The organism is Devosia naphthalenivorans (genome assembly GCF_003056355.1).
Taxonomy (GTDB): domain Bacteria; phylum Pseudomonadota; class Alphaproteobacteria; order Rhizobiales; family Devosiaceae; genus Devosia; species Devosia naphthalenivorans.
Genome location: NZ_PYVW01000001.1, coordinates 112,152 through 130,617, shown reverse-complemented (window position 1 = coordinate 130,617; position 18,466 = coordinate 112,152). Strand labels below are relative to the sequence as shown.

17 protein-coding genes are annotated in these 18,466 nt (G+C 62.4%); 10 read left to right on the top strand and 7 right to left on the bottom strand.

What is annotated here, in order from left to right:
• The first annotated feature begins 19 nt into the window (after positions 1 to 19).
• Positions 20 to 595: an alpha-ketoglutarate-dependent dioxygenase AlkB gene (locus tag C8264_RS00710; RefSeq protein WP_108459475.1), complete on the top strand. Its 576-nt coding sequence runs from the start codon at positions 20 to 22 to the stop codon at positions 593 to 595.
• On the opposite strand, the gene C8264_RS00705 is transcribed toward C8264_RS00710, so the two are convergent.
• The 7 genes from C8264_RS00705 to C8264_RS00675 all read right to left on the bottom strand — a co-directional run bounded on the left by C8264_RS00705 (position 590) and on the right by C8264_RS00675 (position 8,486).
• Positions 590 to 1,561 carry an ABC transporter permease gene (locus C8264_RS00705; RefSeq protein ID WP_108459034.1) on the bottom strand — a complete coding sequence of 324 codons (972 nt, stop codon included), beginning with the start codon at positions 1,559 to 1,561 and terminating at the stop codon, positions 590 to 592. The two genes, C8264_RS00710 and C8264_RS00705, sit on opposite strands and share 6 nt — an antisense overlap.
• Positions 1,558 to 2,556 (bottom strand): ABC transporter permease, encoded by a 999-nt coding sequence (locus C8264_RS00700; RefSeq protein WP_108459033.1) that lies wholly within the window; start codon positions 2,554 to 2,556, stop codon positions 1,558 to 1,560. The genes C8264_RS00705 and C8264_RS00700 overlap by 4 nt, the downstream gene beginning before the upstream one ends.
• The gene (locus tag C8264_RS00695) at positions 2,553 to 4,088 is read right to left on the bottom strand and encodes a sugar ABC transporter ATP-binding protein (RefSeq protein ID WP_245892882.1); all 1,536 of its coding nucleotides are present in this window, start codon (positions 4,086 to 4,088) and stop codon (positions 2,553 to 2,555) included. The genes C8264_RS00700 and C8264_RS00695 overlap by 4 nt, the downstream gene beginning before the upstream one ends.
• Positions 4,089 to 4,151: 63 nt before the next feature.
• Positions 4,152 to 5,135, bottom strand: a complete 984-nt coding sequence (locus C8264_RS00690; protein ID WP_108459032.1) for an ABC transporter substrate-binding protein — start codon at positions 5,133 to 5,135, stop codon at positions 4,152 to 4,154.
• A 209-nt stretch (positions 5,136 to 5,344) separates the two neighbouring features.
• Positions 5,345 to 6,070 carry an SDR family oxidoreductase gene (locus tag C8264_RS00685; protein WP_108459031.1) on the bottom strand — a complete coding sequence of 242 codons (726 nt, stop codon included), beginning with the start codon at positions 6,068 to 6,070 and terminating at the stop codon, positions 5,345 to 5,347.
• A complete protein-coding gene (locus C8264_RS00680; RefSeq protein WP_245892881.1) occupies positions 6,060 to 7,712 on the bottom strand; it encodes a GMC family oxidoreductase in 1,653 nt (550 codons plus the stop codon). The genes C8264_RS00685 and C8264_RS00680 overlap by 11 nt, the downstream gene beginning before the upstream one ends.
• 39 nt (positions 7,713 to 7,751) lie before the next feature.
• The gene (locus tag C8264_RS00675; protein WP_245892880.1) at positions 7,752 to 8,486 is read right to left on the bottom strand and encodes an FCD domain-containing protein; all 735 of its coding nucleotides are present in this window, start codon (positions 8,484 to 8,486) and stop codon (positions 7,752 to 7,754) included.
• A 190-nt stretch (positions 8,487 to 8,676) separates the two neighbouring features.
• On the opposite strand from C8264_RS00675, the gene C8264_RS00670 reads away from it, so the two are divergent.
• From C8264_RS00670 to C8264_RS00630, 9 genes are all read left to right on the top strand, one after another.
• Positions 8,677 to 10,155 (top strand): aldehyde dehydrogenase family protein, encoded by a 1,479-nt coding sequence (locus tag C8264_RS00670; protein WP_108459029.1) that lies wholly within the window; start codon positions 8,677 to 8,679, stop codon positions 10,153 to 10,155.
• Positions 10,156 to 10,162: 7 nt separating this feature from the next.
• Positions 10,163 to 11,263 (top strand): mandelate racemase/muconate lactonizing enzyme family protein, encoded by a 1,101-nt coding sequence (locus tag C8264_RS00665; protein ID WP_108459028.1) that lies wholly within the window; start codon positions 10,163 to 10,165, stop codon positions 11,261 to 11,263.
• A 227-nt stretch (positions 11,264 to 11,490) separates the two neighbouring features.
• Positions 11,491 to 12,777 (top strand): urea ABC transporter substrate-binding protein, encoded by a 1,287-nt coding sequence (gene urtA / locus C8264_RS00660; RefSeq protein WP_108459027.1) that lies wholly within the window; start codon positions 11,491 to 11,493, stop codon positions 12,775 to 12,777.
• A 123-nt stretch (positions 12,778 to 12,900) separates the two neighbouring features.
• Entirely contained in the window at positions 12,901 to 14,520 is a 1,620-nt protein-coding gene (gene urtB / locus C8264_RS00655) for an urea ABC transporter permease subunit UrtB (RefSeq protein WP_108459026.1), read from the top strand.
• A gap of 169 nt (positions 14,521 to 14,689) precedes the next feature.
• Positions 14,690 to 15,865 carry an urea ABC transporter permease subunit UrtC gene (gene urtC / locus C8264_RS00650; protein ID WP_108459025.1) on the top strand — a complete coding sequence of 392 codons (1,176 nt, stop codon included), beginning with the start codon at positions 14,690 to 14,692 and terminating at the stop codon, positions 15,863 to 15,865.
• Between the two features lie 3 nt (positions 15,866 to 15,868).
• Entirely contained in the window at positions 15,869 to 16,618 is a 750-nt protein-coding gene (gene urtD, locus C8264_RS00645) for an urea ABC transporter ATP-binding protein UrtD (protein WP_108459024.1), read from the top strand.
• Positions 16,615 to 17,319, top strand: coding sequence for an urea ABC transporter ATP-binding subunit UrtE (gene urtE / locus C8264_RS00640; RefSeq protein WP_210205905.1), 705 nt, complete (start codon positions 16,615 to 16,617; stop codon positions 17,317 to 17,319). Before urtD ends, urtE begins: the two co-directional genes overlap by 4 nt.
• A gap of 1 nt (position 17,320) precedes the next feature.
• Complete coding sequence (locus C8264_RS00635; RefSeq protein ID WP_245892879.1) at positions 17,321 to 18,151, top strand: urease accessory protein UreD; 831 nt, start codon at positions 17,321 to 17,323, stop codon at positions 18,149 to 18,151.
• Positions 18,152 to 18,160: 9 nt separating this feature from the next.
• Positions 18,161 to 18,463 (top strand): urease subunit gamma, encoded by a 303-nt coding sequence (locus C8264_RS00630; protein ID WP_108459022.1) that lies wholly within the window; start codon positions 18,161 to 18,163, stop codon positions 18,461 to 18,463.
• Positions 18,464 to 18,466 lie beyond the last annotated feature (3 nt).

Genomic DNA, 18,466 nt, shown 5'->3' with positions numbered 1-18,466 from the left:
CAGCGACGTTAGCTCGGTCATGACCCTTGATCTCTTTGGCGGCACCTCGTTCCCCGAAGGCTTCGTCTATCAGACGGAGGTGCTTTCTCCTGCTGATGAACAGGTTCTGCTCGACGAGATCGAGAAGCTGCCCTTTCGGGAATTTGACTTCCACGGCTTTCTGGGAAAACGGCGGGTTGTATCGTTCGGGTGGAAATATGACTTTGCGGCCGCGACGCTGCGGCAGGCCGACCCTATCCCGGATTTTCTTATTTCCGCCCGCCTCAAGGTTGCGACAGCGGTGAACCGCACTCCCGAGATGTTCGAGCAAGTGCTGGTCACCGAATATAGTCCCGGCGCCGGCATTGGTTGGCACAAGGACAAGGCGGTGTTCGGTGAGGTCATCGGCATGTCGCTCGCGGCCTCGTGCACGCTGCGACTACGCCAGAAGGCCGGCGGAAAATGGCGACGGGTATCGACGGAACTGCTTGCCCGATCGGTCTACCTATTCAGCGGCGAGGTGCGGTCAGCATGGGAACACAGCATCCCGGCGGTGTCCCAGACCCGCTATTCGCTGACGTTTCGCAGCCTGGCTGGTCCTACTAGGCCCTTATAGGGCCGCACGTCGGCTGGTCATGAGGCGAGCCTGTATGATGACAACTACGAGCAGAAAGGCACCGCGGATTACTGATTGCCAATAGGCGGAGAGCGAGATCCAGCCCATGCCGTTCTCGAAATTGAGCACGTTGAACAAAATCCCGAGAAGAAGCACCCCGGCCAGCGTTGTACCCACTGACCCTACCCCGCCGGTAAGCAGAGTTCCGCCCACCACGACCGCAGCAATGGCGAACAGCTCCCAGCCCACGCCCTCGATGGGCTGCCCGGCACCGAACTGGGCTGCCAGAATGACCCCTGCCAGTCCCGCCAGACCGCCGCTCGCCAGATAGGTGAAAAACTTGATGGCGTCGGTGCGCAAGCCCATCAGACGAGAGGCTTCCTCATTGCCGCCGATGGCGAGAATGGTGCGGCCGGCGCTGGTATAGTTCAGGACTATCGATCCGATGATGTAAGCGCCCGCTGCGATCAGGGCGGGAATGGGAAGGACCCAGAGATTGCCCTGCCCCAGGCTGGTGAAACCGCTTTCATAGGAAACCGACACCGACTGGTTGTTTGCGAGCAGAAGCGCCGAGCCGCTGGCAGCCAGCATGGTCGCCAGCGTGGCAATGAACGGCATGATGTTGAGCCGGGTAACCAAGAGCCCATTGAGAGCCCCGACGACTGCGCCCACTCCAATGCCAGCCGCGGCACCCGGCAGGATGCCATATGGGCTGGCGAGGGCAGCGGCGACGCTGCCTAGTGCAGCCGTTGAGCCCACGGACAGGTCGATCCCACCGGTCATGATCACGAAGCACATGCCCAGCGCCACCAGCGCAAACATGGAGTTGTAGCGCAGCACGCTCATGACATTGAACAGGCCGAGGAAATTCTCGTACCGCCACCAGCCGAAGGCGATCAGCAGGGCCAGGGCAAGCACTACGCCATAGGTGCCGATCAGGATGCGGGCGTCGAGCTTGCGCTTCACCGGGCCCTCCCCTGTTGCTGCAGCCAGACGGCGAGCACGATGATGGCGGCCTTCACCACCAGCGCCGCCGCGTCGGGCACGCCGTTGGCTAGCAGCGTATAGCGAACGAGCTGGATGGTGAGCGCACCCAGCAGGGTTCCGATGATGGTCGCCTTGCCCCCGCTCAGCAGGGTTCCGCCGACCGCCACGGCCGCGATGGCATCGAGTTCCATGCCCAGGCCAACCAGGTTGGCGTCGCTTGCCGAATTGATGGCCACCACGACCAGTCCGGCGATCCCGGCGCAGAAGCCGCTGATGGCGTAGACGGCGAGCTTGACGCGATTGACCGGAATACCCGCCAGTTCCGCCGCGCGTTCATTGCCCCCGGTGGCCAGGATCGAGCGGCCAAAGACCGTGCGGCGCAGGCACCAGGCGGCCAGCAGCACGATGGCCATCATGATGATGACCTGTACCGGGATACCCAGCGGTCGGCCCAGGCCGATCCACTGGAACTCAGGCACCCTGAACACCTGCAGATTGCCATTGGTCAGCACCTGCGCAATGCCGCGACCGGCAATGAACAGCACCAGCGTGGCGACGATGGGCTGGATGCGGAAATAGGCCACCAGCCAGCCGTTGAACAATCCCAGCAGCGTCGCGGCTCCCACCGCAATCAGTATCGCAGCCGCCACCCACAGATAGATATTGCCCACCGGCACAATGGTGCCAAGAAAGATCATCGGCGCCAGCGCGCCGGAGATCGCCATGATCGAGCCGACGGACAGGTCGATGCCGCCGGTGCCGATCACCATGGTCATGCCGACCGCGACGATCACGATGGTGCAGACCTGCGTGAGGTTGACGTTGAGCGTTTGCAGGGTGGCAAAATTGCGCGTGAAGATAAGGTTGAAGACCAGCAGCAGCGCCAGCGCGATCACCGTGCCGTAGCGGGCCAGAAAATCGAGCGGATCGAAGAAGCGGCCGGCGGGCGATTGGCCGGACAGGGTTTCCGTCATGCGCGCACCTGCTCGGTCTCGCTCGAATGTCCGTGGGCCATGGCGCCCAGCACGCGCTCTTCGCTGATCCCGTCGCCATCGAGTTCAGCGACGCTGCGTCCCTCGCGCAGCACGAATACCCGGTCGGCGCCCTCCACCACCTCTTCCAGTTCCGAGGAGATCATCAGCACCGCAAGCCCGCGGTCGGCCATTTGCCGGATCAGGCGCTGGATTTCGCCCTTGGCACCCACGTCGATGCCACGGGTAGGCTCGTCGAGGATGAGGAGTTTCGGATCTGTAGCCAACCAACGGGCCAGCAATACCTTCTGCTGATTACCGCCGGAAAGGTCGCGGATCTTCTGGTTGGGTCCCGAACATTTGATGCCCAACTGCTTGATGAAGCGTTCGGCCAGTTCGCGCTGCTTGCTCTCCGACACCACGCCACCGCGACTGATCGACGGCAGCAACGCCAGGCTCATGTTCTCCGCCACGCTCAATTCGGGAACGATGCCTTCATGCTTGCGATCCTCAGTGACGAAGCCCATGCCGGCGGCAATGGCGTCGGAGGGCCGCTGGGGCACATGCGGCCCGCCTTCGACCTGCATGGTGCCCGCGCGGGCTTGGTCCATGCCGAACACCAGCCGCGCCGTCTCCGTACGTCCTGCACCCAAGAGGCCGGCAAAGCCCACGATCTCACCGCGACGCACCTCGAAACTCACATCCTGCACCGCTTGCGCCGCTGCCAGATGCTGCGCCACGAACACAGTTTCTCCCGCCTCGCGCGTGGCGCCGGTAAAGGCGGTGGCATGGCCTTCGACCTTGCTGAGATCACGCCCCAGCATGGCCGAAACCAGCTCGAGCTTGTCGATCTGGTCCATATCCGCCGTGCGCACGGTCCTGCCGTCACGCATGATGGTAACCCGGTCACACACTTCATAGAGTTCGTCGAGCTTGTGGCTGACGAAAATCACCGAGACGCCATCGGCCTTGAGCCGCCGGATCACCTTGAACAGCATGGCCACCTCGCCCTCGTCCAGCGAGGACGTCGGCTCGTCCATGATCACCAGGCGGGCGGAGAAGCCGATGGCGCGGGCAATGGCGACCATCTGCTGGGTCGCCGTGTTGAAATCCATCAATGGCCGACGCACGTTGATATTGATGCCAAAGGCCTCGAGCAGCCGTTCAGCCTCCGCGTGCATGGCACTCCAATCGAGCATGCCAAAGCGCCGCGCCTCCCGCCCCAGGCAGATATTCTCCGTGACCGAGCGGAACGGCACGAGGTTGATTTCCTGGTAAATTGTGCTGATGCCGCTTTTTTGCGCCTGATGCGGAGAGTTCACTTCGAACGGAACACCGCCGAACAGCACCTCGCCGCCGTCGCGCTTGTGATAGCCGGTCAGCACCTTGATCATGGTCGACTTGCCGGCGCCATTCTGGCCAATCAGCGCATGCACCTCGCCTGACCGGATCTCCAGCGAGGCGCCGGCCAGGGCCGGAATGCCGGCAAAGCGCTTTTCGATGCCGATCATCGACAGCAGCGGACCATCGGCCATGCTCAAGTCTCCGGGGTATTGGAGCACCCGCTAGCGTTATAGCCGGCGGGTGCCGGGGTCAGATCAATACGCGGTGTCGAGCAATTCCGCCGCGTTCTCGGGCGTATACATCTCGTCGGGGTTGATGATCACCGGCGGGATGGTTTCACCATTGGCATAGGCAACTGCCGTGTCGAACGCCTTGGGTCCGAAGCGCGGATTGCACTCGACCACCGCCTCGATCTTGCCGTCGACCACCAGTTGCACGGCCTCCCGGCCGCCATCGATAGAGAATACCAGGCAATCGTCTCGACCGGCGGTGCGGCCGGCGGCTTCCAGCGCGGCAATGGCGCCGATCGCCATTTCGTCATTATGGGCGTAGATGACATTGGCATCCGGGTGCGCCTGCAACAGCGTTTCCGCCACCTGCCGTCCCTTGTCGCGGGCGAAATCGCCCGATTGCGACGCCACGATCTGATAGTCCGCATTTTGGGCAATGACGTCGTCGAAGCCCTTCTTGCGGTCGTTGGCAGGCGAGGAGCCGGTGGTGCCCTCAAGTTCGATGATGATTTTCTTGTCGAGCCCCAACCCAACGAGATATTCGGCGACGCGCTGGCCTTCCTCGACGAAGTTCGAGCCGATAAAGGTCACGTAGTCCTCGCCGGGCTTGGCCAGGCTCTGGTCCACGTTACGGTCGAGCAGGATAACCGGGATGCCGGCGCCCTTGGCGGCCATGATCGCCGGGATCAGCGGTTTTTCCTCGCGCGGGGCAAGGAATATGAGATCGACACCCTGGGCAATCATCGAGTTGACATCGGCTACCTGCTTTGCGGCTGAGCCGGCCGCGTCGGTATAGACCAGTTGCCAGCCACGGGCGGCAGCTTCGTCCTGCATGGATTTGGTTTGCGCCAGGCGCCAGGGATTGTTGCTCTCGGTCTGGGCAAACCCGACCTTGTAGCTTTCCTTCTTCTCCAATGGGGGCGCGGCGGCGAAGGCGCGAGACGCCAGCAGCGAAGCTGCGGCACTCGCGGCTGAGGCAATAAGCAGACTACGGCGGGTAATCGGCATGATAATTCCTCCCTGTTGATCTCGCTGTTCCGCGAGCATGTGGCTGGGCCACTAAGGTTTAGTCTCAACCAAAGAATTTATGACGTCAATGCTGCACTTAACCGATATTTACCAAGCACTTGGCGTACGTACAGCAACGTTCATGCACCGGAAAATCTCCGATACAAAACACACTACATAGACCTCTCTCTCTGTCTTTGCCTGTCTCCTCAGTTCACTGCGAAACCTGCGTCAATCGGCATGGTCACTCCGTTGATCATCGCTGCCTGGTCGCTCAACAGAAACAGGATTACTGAAGCGACCTCTTCCGGCTCGACGAAACGGCCCAGCGGCATGCGCCTGAGCATTGGTTCGGCCTTGACCGGGTCGCTCCAGGCCTTCACCGCCATGGGCGTCAGGGTAATGGCCGGGTTGACGCAGTTGACGCGAATGCCATGGCGCCCCAGCTCGTTTGCCATCACCCGGCTCATTGCATCCAGTGCGCCCTTGCTAGCGCAATAGGCCGCGTGATCGGCCCACCCCATCCATGAAGCATTGCTCGAGACGTTGACGACGGCGCCGCCGAGGCCTCGCCCGATCCGGTCGCGCGCATATTCCTGTCCCAGGATCATCGGCGCCCGGGTATTGACCGCCATCAGGCTGTCGAAACTTTCGACACTAGTGTCGAGGAAGGACTCGAGGATTGTCGCGCCGGCATTATTGACGAGGAAGTCCACGGGCATAGCCGCACGCGCAGCCGCCCGGGTTGCTTCAGCGTCGGCGAGATTCACAACTATCGGCAAGCAACCGATATCGGCGACCAGGCTGTCGAGATCGGCTGCGGTCCGGCTGAAGGCTACGACCTTGGCGCCCCTGCCAGCCAGCATCACGGCCGTCGCCCTGCCGATGCCCTTGCCTGCGCCCGTGACCAGCACCGTCTTGCCCTCAAGCGACATGGCTCACCCGTTCGCTCTGGCGGGTCTCGATAGTCGCGCCGAGGATGAAGTCGGCGCAGCGGTCGCCCAGCATCATCGCCGGCGCTGCGGTGTTGCCAGCATTGATGGTGGGGCACACGGACATATCCGCTACCCGCAGGTTTTCCACGCCACGCACCCGCATCTGCGCATCGAGCACGGCCAACGGGTCCCCGTCGGGGCCCATGCGGCAGGTGCCTGCGGGATGGTAATTGGTCTTGACCATGCGCTTGCAGTGCGTGGCCAGCGCTTCATCGGAGAGATCGTCCGGATTGGGGCGCAGGATCTTGTCAACGCGGGCGCCGAGCGGGCCGCTCTGGAAAGCCCGAAGGAAAAAGCGCTGGCCCGCGATCATGGCCGCCATGTCGTCGGGATGCTTGAGCAGATGCGGCGACACGATTGGCATGTCGGCCGGATTGGCGGAGCGCAGCTTCACGAAACCGCGCGACTTGGGCTTTGTCACCACCGTCGTGACCGTCACTCCATGCGTCGGCTCGATCAGCTTGAGCAGGTCGCGATCTAGATAGACGAACGGTAAGCAGAAAGCCTGGATCGTCGGTTCGGCATCAGGGTCTAAGGGATTGACGAAGGCCCCCGCCTCTACCCCGGCCGAGGTGACCATGCCCGTGCCAAACACCTTGAACTGCAGGCCGTGCATGATCATCCGCCAGCCATCGGTATGGCCGAAATAGCCATAGGGGCCGTTGAAATGGGCAAGGATAGGCACTTCGGGATGGTCGATCAGGTTCTGCCCAACCCCAGGCGCATCCATGGCCACGTCGATGCCATGCTGGCGCAGATCGTCTGCCGGGCCGATGCCCGAAAGCATGAGCAGCTTGGGCGTTACCAGGGCGCCCGAACAGATAATGACCTCCGTCGCCGACCGCGCGATCTGCTCGCCTGCTCCTGCATCGTAAATCACTCCCGTCGCGCGTTCATCCTCGATCAGGATGCGCTGCACAGCGGCGTTGAGCTTCACCGTCAGACGCGGATTTTTCATCAACGGTTCGATGAAGGCATAGGCGGCGCTGGACCGCTTCCCCCGCCGGTTCATGAACTGGTAAAAGCCAACGCCGGTCTGGCGCGCGCCATTGAAATCGGGCGTAAATGGCACGCCCAGGCCCTGCACCGACTGGACGAACCAGCGCGACACATCGTCGATATGGCCCGGATCGGAGACCACCAGCGGCCCGCTGTCATTATGCCGCTCGTCGAAAAACCGGTTATTCCCCTCCATGCCTCGGAAGTGCGGCAGGACGCTCTCCCAGTTCCAGCGCACACCGGAATTATTGCCGCGCAGCAGCTCATCCCATGAATCATAATCGGACGGACGGCCGCGCATGTAGACTTGGGCATTGACCGAGGTGCCGCCACCCAGCACGTTGCCCTGGCTGATCTCGTGCACGCGACCGTCGAGATGTTCTTGTGGCGTGGTAGCGTGATAGCGCATGAACTTGCTGCCGTTGATCATCTTGAAGATGCCGGGCGGCATGTCCAGCAGCGGGTGATGGTGCGAGTGGCCCGCTTCGAGCAGCAGCACGCGGCGTCCGGCCTCAACGAGCCGTGCCGCCACGACGCAGCCCGAGGCCCCGCCTCCCACAACGATATGATCGTACTCTTCCACCACGCTGTCCGTCCTCCTCACGGCCGCATTGCTTCAAAATCAGTCGGCTTCGAACGTCCCCCGCACATATTCCCAGGCAGCTGCCAGATGCCCGTTCAAGGCGCGCTCCGCCATATCGGGGTCTCGCTCGACGATGGCGGTGTAGATTTCGCGGTGACTGAGAAAGTTGATCCGGTTCCGCTCCGGCGCGCGCGGCATGCGCTGCCAATGCGGGCTGAGCCAGGATGTGAAGGCACGATGGATGGCGGGCATCACCGGATTGCGCGGCAGGTCATAAAGCACGGCGTGGAAAGCCATGTCGGTCAGATAGAACTGAGTGGAATCGCCGATCGCCACTTCATTGGCCTCGAGCGCCCGCCGCAGCGCGGCGATGTCGTCCTTGCGGGCATGCAGGGCGGCATGCCGCACCAAGGCCGCCTCGAGAAAAACCCGGATGTCATAGAGATGCTTGACGCTCCCGCTCTCGCGCATCAAATGGGTCACCACGCCACCCAGCGCGGAGAGCGCGGTATCGTAGCCGGGGCGCCGCACGACCGGCCGAAACCGCGGGCGCGCCTCCACAAGCCCCCGTCCGGCCAGTTGAGCCACCGCCTCGCGCGCCACCGTGCGGCTGATGCCAAACTGCGCCATCAACTCCCGTTCCGCCGGCAGATAGCTGCCATCGGCAAGCGCACCGGAACCGATCATCGCCGCGAGTTCAGCCACGATCAAATCCGCTGCCCGGCGGGCGTCGGCGGGCTTCTCAGGCGTCAGGTCATCTACTGCATCGAGCACGGCGGTCTCCTCACCACCACCTCAACCAAGTTCGCGCCAAATTGCAATCCCCAAACATATTTGGTCTGACCATACTTGATGAACAATGCACGAAATCCCCTGACTTATGGCAAAGAACCTTGACTTTGGTCGCACTCTTGAACTCACTGCCACCCCATTGGTCTGATCAAACCCTGCACAGGACACCACCATGCTTCAGCAAATGTTGTCGGAACTCACCGGTGCGGGAGCCTATCGCGGCCAGATGTTTATCGGGGGCCGCTGGACTAATGGCAGCGCGCGCGAGATTTTCGAGGTGGAGAACCCTGCCAACCAGCGCACCATCGGCACTATTCCCCAGGGCGGCCCGGATGACGCCGCGGAGGCGCTGGCCGCGGCAAAGCAGGCGCAACCTGCCTGGGCCGCCCTGCCCCCGTTTGACCGAGCCGAACTGCTATTCGCGCTCGCCGATGCCATCAGGGCCAATGATGGCGTGCTGGCAAGGATCGTCGTCGCCGAACAAGGCAAACCGCTCAACCAGGCCATGGGGGAGATTGGCGCCACCGAAACCTTCCTGCGCTACGCCGCCGAGAGTGCGCGCCGCATCGAGGGTGACATCTTCCCATCGGACGCCCCGGACGAGGAAGTGTGGATCCGCCGCGTGCCACATGGCGTCGTAGTTGGCCTGACCGCCTGGAATTTTCCAGCGGCACTGGCGGCCCGCAAGCTTGGCCCGGCCCTGGTAGCCGGCAACACCTTCGTGCTCAAGGCCCATGAATTCACGCCCTTCTCGGGCATTGCCCTTGCCATGCTGGCCGAAAGCGTCGGCATTCCGCCAGGGGTCTTCAACGTGGTGACGGGGGCCGGCCACAACGTCGGCAAAGCACTTGTCGTACATCCGGGCTCCGATCTCATCACGATGACCGGCAGCACGCGCGCCGGAAAGGAAATCTACCGCGCCGGTGCCGACCAGATCAAAGTCCTGCGTCTCGAACTCGGCGGCAAAGCTCCCTTCATCGTCATGGACGATGCCGATATCAACGCCGCCGTCGAGAGCGCCGTCACCGCGCGCTTCAGCAATTGCGGCCAAATCTGCACCTGCAATGAACGCATGTACCTGCACGAGCGGGTTGCCGAGGAATTTCTCGACAAGTTCATCGCTCGCACCCAGCGCCTGCGCATCGGCGACCCGCTATCCAACTCCGATCTCGGACCCAAGATTAGCGGTCCTGAACTAGACAAGGTGGCGGCGATCGTCGAGCAGAGCGTCGCGGCCGGCGCCGAGGTCCTGCTCAAGGGCGGGCCGCTCCACGAGGGAGAATATGCCAATGGCCATTGGTATGCTCCAACCGTGCTCAAGGTGAAGGACAACGCAGCGCCGGCCATGCGCCAGGAAATCTTCGGCCCGGTGGTTCCGGCGATGACCATCAGCAGCTTCGAAGAGGCGCTCGCGCTTGCCAATGACAGCGACTATGGCCTGTCCGCCTATGTCTATTCGCAGAATTTCCGCCATTTGATGCGCTCGGCGTCGGTGCTGCAGTTCGGCGAGATCTATTTCAACCGCAGCGGCGGCGAACTGGTCCAGGGCTTCCACACCGGCTGGGGTCAATCGGGCCTGGGCGGCGAGGACGGCAAATACGGCCTCGACGGCTACTACCGCAAGAAAACCATGTATGTGAACTGGTCGTGAGGCTCCGATGACCGACACCCGGATCGAGGACATCCGCGCCCAATTGTTCCGCGTGCCGCTGCGGCAGGTCATGACCGATGCCAAGCACGGCGCCCACACTCATTTCGAACTCGTGACCGTCACCATTCGCACCGCCGATGGCCACGAAGGCACGGGTTACACTTATACCGGCGGCAAAGGCGGCCATGCCATTCTCGCGACGATCGAACATGATCTGGCGCCGTTCCTGCTCGGCCGCGATGCGGCTGATATCGACGCCGTCTACGATGCAATGTGGTGGCATATCCACTATGTCGGGCGTGGCGGCATCACCAGTTTCGCAATGTCCGCGGCGGACATTGCATTGTGGGATATCAAGGGCAAGCGCGAGGGCCGCCCGCTTTGGCAAATGGCCGGCGGCGCCAGCTCAAGCGCCAGGGTTTACCGCGGAGGCATTGACCTCAACTATACGCTTACCGAGCTCTTGGACAGTATCGAGGGCTATCTCGCGGCCGGCTTCACCGCCATCAAGATCAAGGTCGGCAAGGCGGACCTCGCTGAAGACATCGAACGGGTCGAGGCGGTTCGGCGACTGATCGGCCCCAACACGCCATTCATGGTGGATGCCAACTACGCCCTGGATGTGCCGCAGGCCATCGCCGCGGCCAAAGCTTTCAACCCCTTCGACTTGGTGTGGTTCGAGGAGCCGACCATTCCGGACAATTATGCCGGCTATGCCGAAATCGCGGAGACCACCGGCATGCCGCTCGCCATGGGTGAGAACCTGCACACCATCCTCGAATTCGAGTATGCCTTCGCCCAATCCAGGCTGTCCTTCATTCAACCGGACGCCTCCAATTGCGGGGGCGTTACGGGTTTCCTGCGGGTGGCGGAGCTTTCGCGTCAGGCCGGGCTGCCAGTCTGCAGCCACGGCATGCAGGAACTGCATGTGAGCCTGGTGGCCGCACAATCAAATGCCGGCTGGGTGGAAGCGCACAGTTTCGATATCGACCAGTACACGACACGGCCCCTGCAGCTTCGCGATGGCCTGGCGATCGCACCCGACACGCCCGGCTCAGGCGTGGAATTTGACTGGGCAAAGTTGCGAGCCGCGCATGATCCGGCTTGAATGTGCACAAAAAGCACCAACAAGCCCAAATTTTAGGCCTTAATAATCAGTTTGCCCTATATTTAGGCTCTTCTTTGCCGACGGTTTAGCGGCTCCGTTCGGCGATATTGAACTTTCCATTATGAATCAATTAGTTGGAGGCCATAAACCGGCTGGCACGGGCTTTGCATTTTCTTTCGGCGACGCAAACACATTTGCCGGAGGGAAGCATGAGAAGCGTAAACCGCATGATCGCGGGCCTGGGGATTGGCGCGATGACTATGGGGGCGGTGACCGTCCCCGCCCTGGCTCAGGACGAGACCATCAAGATCGGCGTGCTGCATTCGCTGTCGGGCACGATGGCGATTTCCGAGACGACGCTGAAGGACACCATGCTCTTCCTCATCGACGAGCAGAACAAGAAAGGCGGCGTTCTCGGCAAGCAGCTTGAAGCTGTCGTCGTCGACCCCGCTTCCGACTGGCCCCTGTTTGCCGAAAAGGCGCGCGAGCTGATCGCGGTCAACGATGTCGTCGCCGTATTCGGCGGCTGGACCTCGTCCTCGCGCAAGGCCGTGCTGCCGGTCTTCGAGGAACTGAACTCGATCCTCTTTTACCCCGTGCAATACGAGGGTGAGGAAAGCCAGCGCAACGTCTTCTATACCGGCGCCGCACCGAACCAGCAGGCCATCCCCGCAGTCGACTATCTGATGGAAAACGAAGGCGTCGAGCGCTGGGTGTTGGCCGGCACGGACTACGTTTATCCGCAGACCACCAACAAGATCCTCGATCAGTACCTGAAGGACAAGGGCGTCGCTGCTGAAGACATCATGATCAACTACACGCCGTTCGGTCACTCCGATTGGCAGACCATCGTCACCGACATCCGGAATTTCGGCTCTGCCGGCAAGAAGACCGCCGTGGTATCCACCATTAACGGCGACGCCAACGTGCCGTTCTACAAGGAACTCGCCAACCAGGGCATCAAGGCCGAGGACATCCCGGTCGTGGCCTTCTCGGTGGGCGAAGAAGAACTCGCTGGCTTCGACACCACCCCGCTGGTTGGTCATCTCGCCGCCTGGAATTACTTCCAGTCCGTCGACACCCCTGAAAATGCGGCTTTCATCGAAGCCTGGCAGACCTTCATGGGCAACCCGGACAAGGTCACCAACGACCCGATGGAGGCCCATGTCATCGGCTTCAATCTCTGGGTCCAGGCCGTTGAGAAGGCTGGCAGCACCGATACCGACGCCGTGCTCGACGCCATTATCGGGCTGGAAACGCCGAACCTGAGCGGTGGCGTCGCTACCATGCTGCCGAACCACCACATCACCAAGCCGGTGCTGATCGGTGAAATCCAGGCCGATGGCCAGTTCGAAGTCGTCTCCGAGAGCGACCTCGTCCCCGGCGATGCCTGGTCCGACTTCCTGCCGGAATCCAAGTTGATCGAAGCCGATTGGACCGCCCCGATCTCTTGCGGCAACTACAACACCGAGACCAAGTCCTGCGGCGGCAGCATTGCCGTAGCCGCGCAGTAATCGGTTTTCCACCCCGACGAAGGCGGCCCGCCGCCTTCGTCAACGCGAATGCTCACCCAACCACGATGTCACCCCGGCCTTGAGCCGGGATGAGACCAAGTTGCTGAATAGACCGGGGCCGCCATGACGTTCTCTAGATTGCTAGCAACGCTGACCGTGCTCCTCGGAACACTGCTCGCCCCCGCATACGCCCAAACCGCCGATGCCGAACTGACCCAACTGGTCGACGCCCTGGCTCCTGGCAGTTTCAAGGACCGCGAAGCCGCTATCGCTGCCCTCGTCGCCACCGGGGATACCCGCGTCGTCCCGCTGCTGCAAACGCTGGCGGAAGGCGACCTCTATGCCAGCGAGGCCGACGGCAAGGTGGTGTTCATCACTGGCTCCGGCGCGACGCTCGGACTGGTCGATCCGGTCACCTTAGCCGAACTGGGCGAGGCGCCCAAGGCTGACCTCGAAAAGGTCAAGGTCAATAATAGCCTTCGCCGCGTCATCCGCACCGCCATCGGCCAGTTGACCCTCCTAAGCGACGATCCGCGCATCCGCCGCTCGGCCGCGCAATCCATCCTGCACGATGCCGACCCCGCCAATCTGGAACTGCTCGAGGGCAGCATTGCTGCCGAAACCGATCCACAGATCAGGCAAATCATGGAGACGGCGCGCGCCGTTATCATCCTCCAGACGGACGCGACGCTGGAGGACAAACAAGCCGCCCTGCCTCTTGTCGCTGCCATCGGCGGCCGTGACGCGCTGACCCTGTTGACCGGCGCGCTCACCAATTCGCCCGACGAACTCAAACCCTCCATCCAGGCGAGCATTGACGGGCTGGCGCGCGACCGCGCCGTCTGGGATGCGGCGCAGAACGTCTGGTACGGCATTTCACTGGGCTCGGTGCTGTTGCTCGCCGCGATCGGGCTGGCCATTACCTTCGGCGTCATGGGCGTCATCAACATGGCCCACGGTGAAATGGTCATGCTGGGCGCCTACACCACCTACATGGTGCAGGAGACCATCCGCCAGTCGGCTCCGCAATTGTTTGACTATTCGCTGGCCATTGCCCTGCCGCTGGCCTTCCTGGTCACCGCGTTGATCGGCATCGCCATCGAGCGTGGCGTGATCCGCTGGCTTTATGGCCGGGCGCTGGAAACCCTGCTCGCCACCTGGGGCATTTCGCTCATCCTGCAGCAATCGGTGCGCTCCATCTTCGGCCCCACCAATCGCCAGGTCGGCAACCCCAGTTGGATGACAGGCTCGTTCGAACTGGGCGGCCTGTCGATCACCTGGAGCCGGCTGTGGATCGTCGTCTTCGCGATGGTGGTGTTTATCGCCCTGCTGCTGGTGCTCAAGCGCACCGCGCTGGGTCTGCAGATGCGCGCCGTCACCCAGAACCGGCGCATGGCCTCGGCCATGGGCATCCGCACCCCTTTTGTCGACGCCATGACGTTCGGCCTGGGCTCGGGCGTTGCAGGCCTCGCGGGCGTAGCACTCAGCCAGATCGACAATGTCTCGCCCAATCTGGGCCAAGGCTACATCATCGATAGCTTCATGGTCGTGGTGTTCGGCGGCGTGGGCAATCTGTGGGGCACGCTGGTCGGCGCGCTGACGCTCGGCATCGCCAATAAATTCCTCGAACCTTATGCCGGAGCCGTGCTCGGCAAAATCCTCATCCTCGTGCTGATCATCCTGTTCATCCAGCGGCGTCCGCGCGGACTTTTCGCCCTCAAGGGAAGGTCGGTGGAAGCATGATTTTACCGATGCAGATGTCCCCCTCATCCGTCGCTGCGCGCCACCTTCTCCCACATGGGGAGAAGGGGACTTCGGCGGTTGAACAAACTCGATGCCCCCCTTCTCCCCTCGTGGGAGAAGGTGCCCGAAGGGCGGATGAGGGGGGCCTTCAGACCTCGGGGACCATCCCATGCTGACCCAGGCCCTGTTCCGCGCCCTCGACAAAAAGGCCATCTGGCTCGTCGCCATCCTGATCGCCGTAGCGATCCTGGTGCCGGCATCCAATCTGCTGCTACCCAATGGCCACCCGTTGCGCCTGCCCAATTATGCCGTGCCGCTATTCGGCAAATATCTGACCTTCGCCATGCTCGCCCTCGCGCTCGATCTGGTGTGGGGCTATTGCGGCATACTCTCGCTCGGGCATGGCGCATTCTTTGCCATCGGCGGCTACGGCATGGGCATGTATCTGATGCGCCAGATCGGCGACCGCGGCGTCTATGCCAATCCGGTCCTGCCCGATTTCATGGTGTTCCTGAACTGGAAGGAGTTGCCCTGGTACTGGCATGGCTTCGACAATTTCTGGTTCGCCATGCTTATGGTGATGCTGGTGCCCGCCCTGCTCGCCTTCGTCTTCGGTTTCCTCGCCTTCCGCAGCCGCGTTACTGGCGTTTATCTCTCTATCATCACCCAGGCGATGACCTATGCCCTGCTGCTGGCCTTTTTCCGCAACGACATGGGCTTTGGCGGCAATAATGGGCTGACCGACTTCAAGGAAATCCTGGGCGCGCCGATTTCTGCCGACACCACGCGAGCCGCCCTGTTTGCCGCGTCGGCCATCGCTCTGGCACTGGCCGTGCTCGTCTGCTCGATGGTGGTCAATTCCAAGCTTGGCAAGGTGATGGTGGCGGTCCGAGATGCCGAAAGCCGCGCGCGCTTTCTCGGCTACCGCGTCGAATATGTAAAACTCTTCGCCTTCGTGGTCTCGGCCATCATCGCCGGCATCGCCGGAGCCCTCTACGTGCCCCAGGTCGGCATCATCAATCCGGGTGAGTTCGAGCCGGCTAACTCCATCGAAGTGGTAATCTGGACCGCCGTGGGCGGCCGCGGCACCATTATCGGGCCGATCATCGGCGCCATCATGGTCAATGTCGGCAAGTCCTATTTCACCGGCGCCTTCCCCGAATTCTGGCTCTTCGCGCTCGGCGCGCTGTTCGTCATCACCACGCTGTTCCTGCCCAAGGGCATTGTCGGGCTCATCGGCCAATACCGCACCCTGACCACCAAGCGCGAGCAGCACGACCGCAGCGCTCCCAGTCCGGCCGATGTCGAGGCCGGCGCCGATCCCCAACCCAAGGCTGCGGAGTAGGCCATGACCGACAAGACTGGCACCATGCTCTATCTCGACGGCGTTTCGGTAGCGTTCGACGGCTTCAAGGCCCTCAACAGCCTGTCGATCATCGTCCATCCCGCCGAAATGCTGGCCATCATTGGCCCTAATGGGGCGGGCAAGACCACGATGATGGACATCATCACTGGCAAGACCCGACCCGATGACGGCGAAGTGCTGTTCGACGGCCGCACCGACTTGACAAAGCTGGACGAAGCCGCCATCGCCAATCTGGGCATCGGCCGCAAGTTCCAGAAGCCGACGGTGTTCGAGAGCCAGACCGTCTGGGACAATCTGGAGATGGCGCTGAAAAAGCCCCGGGGCATCTTCCCGACGCTGTTCTACACCGCCAGCGCGGCCGATATCGCCCGCATCGGCGAAATCCTCGAAACCGTGCGCCTCCTGGCCCGCAAGGACCATCTGGCTGCCGACCTCAGCCACGGCCAGAAGCAGTGGCTCGAAATCGGCATGCTGCTGGCGCAGGATCCCAAACTCCTGCTGGTCGACGAGCCCGTTGCCGGCATGACCGATAGCGAAACCGTCGAAACCGCCAAGCTCCTCAAGGACATCGCACGAACCCGCTCTGTGGTGGTGGTCGAACACGACATGAGTTTCGTCCGCGACCTCGACTCCCGCGTCACCTGCCTCGCCGAAGGTTCGGTGCTGGCTGAAGGCAGCCTCGACCAGGTCAGCGCCAATCCGGTGGTCATCGAAAGGTATCTGGGACGATGAGCATGACCCTGTCCATCAACTCCATAGATCTCCACTACGGCGCTGCCCAGGCGTTGAAATCGGTATCGCTGGACTGCAAACCCAATCGGATTACCGCCGTGCTTGGCCGCAATGGCGTCGGCAAGTCATCCACCCTGCGTGCCATCACTGGGATGAACCAGATCAGTGCCGGTGGAATCATGCTTGATGGCGAGATGCTGGAGAAATCCCCGCCCTACAAGCGCGCCCGCATGGGCCTCGGCTACGTGCCGCAGGGCCGGGAAATCTTCCCCCTGCTGACAGTCAAGGAAAACCTCGAAACCGGCTATGCCGGGCTCAAACGCGCCGACAAGAACATTCCTCCTTACATCTTCGAGTTATTCCCCGTGCTGAAGTCCATGCTGGGCCGGCGCGGCGGCGACCTCTCGGGTGGCCAGCAGCAGCAATTGGCCATTGGCCGGGCACTGGTCACCCGGCCCAAGGTGCTGGTGCTGGATGAGCCCACCGAAGGCATCCAGCCCTCCATCATCAAGGACATCGGCCGGGCGCTGCAATTCCTGCGCGACGAAAAGAGTATGACCATTCTGCTGGTCGAGCAATTTCTGGATTTCTGCCGGGAAATCGCCGACGATATCTATGTGATGGACCGCGGCGAGATTCAGCATGCCGGTGTTGCCAGCGATCTCGACCGGCCCGAAGTTCGCCGCCACCTGATGGTATGAATTGAGCACCGCTATCGCCTTCGCAGATCAGCCTGTCATGCAGCGCGCGCGCGGCAGCGGCCGCATCGCGACCAAGCTGCGCGACGGCGCCAGCGTTATTGACACGCTCTATCAGGACGGCTGCGCCAAGATCCGGCTGCCCAACACCCACAGTGATGCCCTCGAAGCCGTGCTGATCAACACAGCTGGCGGCCTGACCGGTGGCGACCATTTGCAATGGCACGCCAAGGCCGCGCCCGGAGGCAACATGGTGCTGACCACCCAGGCCTGCGAGCGGATTTACCGGTCCACCGGCGCAGTGGCGCGGGTCGAGACCCGGCTGGAAGTCGGCGCGGGCGGCCATCTCGATTGGCTGCCGCAGGAAACCATTTTGTTCGCCGCCAGCAAGCTTGACCGCCAGATCGATATTGAGTTGGCAGAAGGCGCCAGCCTCACCGCCGTCGAGGCTGTGCTGCTGGGCCGCGACGCCATGGGCGAGTTGGCCCGCGATGCCTATCTACGCGACAACTGGCGCATCCGCCGCAATGGCCGGTTGATCCATGCCGAAGCAACCTTGTTGAACGGGGATGGCGGCGAACGCGATGGCCTGTCGCTACTCGATGGCGCGCGGGCCTTCGCCACCATTGTCCATATCGGTCCGCAGGCCGCCCAGCGTCTGGAAACCGTACGTGCGCTACTGCCCTCGGACGGGCAAATCGCCGTCAGCGCCATCGGCGACCGGCTGGTCGTGCGCGCCATGGCGGACTCCGGCCTCGCTTTGCGCCGCATGATCATCCCCGTTCTCGCCGGACTGGCCGGGGCCGGTCGCCTGCCCCGCCTCTGGCATCTCTAAGGAGACCCCATGAACCTGACGCCGCGCGAAAAAGACAAATTGCTGATCTCGATGGCCGCCATCGTAGCGCGCAAGCGGCTGGAGCGCGGCGTCAAGCTCAACCATCCCGAAGCCATCGCGCTGATCACCGATTTCGTGGTCGAGGGCGCGCGCGACGGTCGCCCGGTGGCCGAGCTGATGGAGGCCGGCGCCCATGTCATCACCCGCGAGCAGGTGATGGAGGGGATCGCTGAAATGATCGCCGACATCCAGGTCGAGGCCACCTTCCCCGACGGCACGAAGCTCGTGACCGTGCACCAACCCATTCGGTGACAC